We start from the raw sequence: 1,924 nt of genomic DNA, 5'->3' as shown, positions 1-1,924 counted from the left end.
TATCTCCTTTTCTCTCTCATTTTACATAAATATTTCTTCCGCGTAAGGTGAGTTACATAACAAAACCACAGCGTAGGCGGCAATACCTTCTTGTTGCCCCACGGCATCTAAGCCTTCATTGGTTGTTGCCTTGACACTCACCCGATCGCTGTCTAGACCCAGTACTTCAGCAAGGCGATCGCGCATGGTTTTAATATGGGGCTTTAGTTTGGGCTTTTCGGCAATCACCACCGCATCCAAATTGCCAATTGTCCAGCCCTGCGCTTGAATGAGTTGGTAAACCTGCTGTAACAGCACAATGCTATCTGCCCCAGCCCACTTGGGATCGGTGGGGGGGAAATAATGACCAATATCGCCAAGGGCAAGTGCGCCCAGCATGGCATCCATAATCGCATGGGTCAACACATCAGCATCGCTGTGTCCGAGCAGCCCTTTATCGTGGGGAATGGCGATCCCGCCTAAAATTAGGGGGCGATCGCTAACCAAGCGGTGAATGTCATAGCCGTTACCAATGCGTATATTCATGGCTCAAAAGAAAAAATAACCTAGGTGTCCTAAGTGACAAGCATCAGAGATATTATAGGGGCAAGGGATCGGAAGCATGACTAAATGAATAGCAGTAATTCTGGTAGTGGTTCTAGTTATAGATCTAGTTATAAGTCTAGCTACAAGCCTGGCTATATTTCTGGAGCTACTTCTAGTGATGAGTTAAATCGTGCAGATGAAATCGAGCCGATTTTTTTAGAAGGAACTGTGATGGTAGTGGATGATAACCCTACCAATCTCGGTGTTTTGGTCAATTTACTCAGAGAAACGGGGCTCAAGGTTTTAGTTGCTACGGATGGTGAGGCGGCGATCGAGCAAATTCAATATGTTCACCCCGATCTGATTTTGCTGGATGTGATGATGCCCGGCATTGATGGCTTTGAGGTCTGCGGACTCCTAAAAAGCAAAGTGGGTACGCAGGATATTCCCATCATTTTTATGACGGCTCTATCCGAAACGATCGATAAGATCAAAGGCTTCAATATGGGAGCTGTAGACTATATCACCAAACCATTTGAGCAGGAAGAAGTTTTGGTGAGGATCAAAACTCACCTCACGATTCAAAATTTACGGAAGACACTCCAAGCACAAAATCAGTCTCTACAACAGGAAATCATCGATCGCAAACGGGCTGAAGAAGCTTTAAAGATATTTTTGCACGCAGTCTCTCACGATCTGCGCAATCCTGTCACAGGCATGACGATGGTATTAAACAATTTGCTCGACACCGAAAAGTCAGAAGTGAGCTTGCCGCGCTCAACCCTAGTTCGCATGTCTCAAAGTAGCGAGCGACAACTAGGTCTGATTAATTCGCTCTTAGAATCACATGTCAATGACGTGCAAGGATTGATTCTGCATCGAAAACCTTGGAGTCTATTAGAAATTTTAGACGGTGCAATTCACGATCTGAAGCCGTTGCTGCAAAAAGAAGAAGCGATCGTGATGAATCAAGTGTCACTCGATTTACCCCTAGTAGATGTAGATGGAAACCAAGTCTGTCGGGTTTTTCAGAACTTAATTAGTAACGCAATTAAGCATAACCCTCCTAACTTGCAACTCGCCATCTATGCCCAAGCGATTCTCAACGAGACGACTAAAGTCGCTTCTGAAGACAGCACAGAATCTGAACCATCGGTTTTTACCCCTTATATTCATTGTGTTGTAGAAGATCGTGGTGTTGGGATGTCTCCCGAGCAATGCGATCATTTGTTTGAACTCTATGTGCAAGGAAAACAAAGTCGGCGATCGCTTGGTCTAGGACTGGGGCTATATCTCTGTCGTCAAATTATTACTGCCCACGGTGGCGAAATTGGTGTAGAGAGTACACTTGGTTCTGGCTCTAAGTTTTGGTTTACCTTGCCAATAGCTCTTTAGGGTG

The 1,924-nt window shown here is 45.2% G+C and carries 2 protein-coding genes; one reads left to right on the top strand and one right to left on the bottom strand.

The genetic code is table 11. The features are described from left to right. Positions 1-21: 21 nt before the first annotated feature. Positions 22-525 carry a 2-C-methyl-D-erythritol 2,4-cyclodiphosphate synthase gene (gene ispF / locus V2H45_RS23405; RefSeq protein ID WP_330486107.1) on the bottom strand — a complete coding sequence of 168 codons (504 nt, stop codon included), beginning with the start codon at positions 523-525 and terminating at the stop codon, positions 22-24. 84 nt (positions 526-609) lie between these two features. Here ispF and V2H45_RS23400 point away from each other — a divergent pair, with 84 nt between their 5' ends. Further along, entirely contained in the window at positions 610-1,920 is a 1,311-nt protein-coding gene (locus V2H45_RS23400) for a hybrid sensor histidine kinase/response regulator (RefSeq protein ID WP_330486106.1), read from the top strand. The last annotated feature ends 4 nt before the right edge of the window (positions 1,921-1,924 follow it).

This window comes from Tumidithrix elongata BACA0141 (assembly GCF_036349135.1).
Taxonomy (GTDB): Bacteria; Cyanobacteriota; Cyanobacteriia; order Pseudanabaenales; family Pseudanabaenaceae; genus Tumidithrix; species Tumidithrix elongata.
The sequence above is the reverse complement of the archived record's forward strand: the minus strand, read 5'-3'. Positions and strand labels throughout refer to the sequence as shown.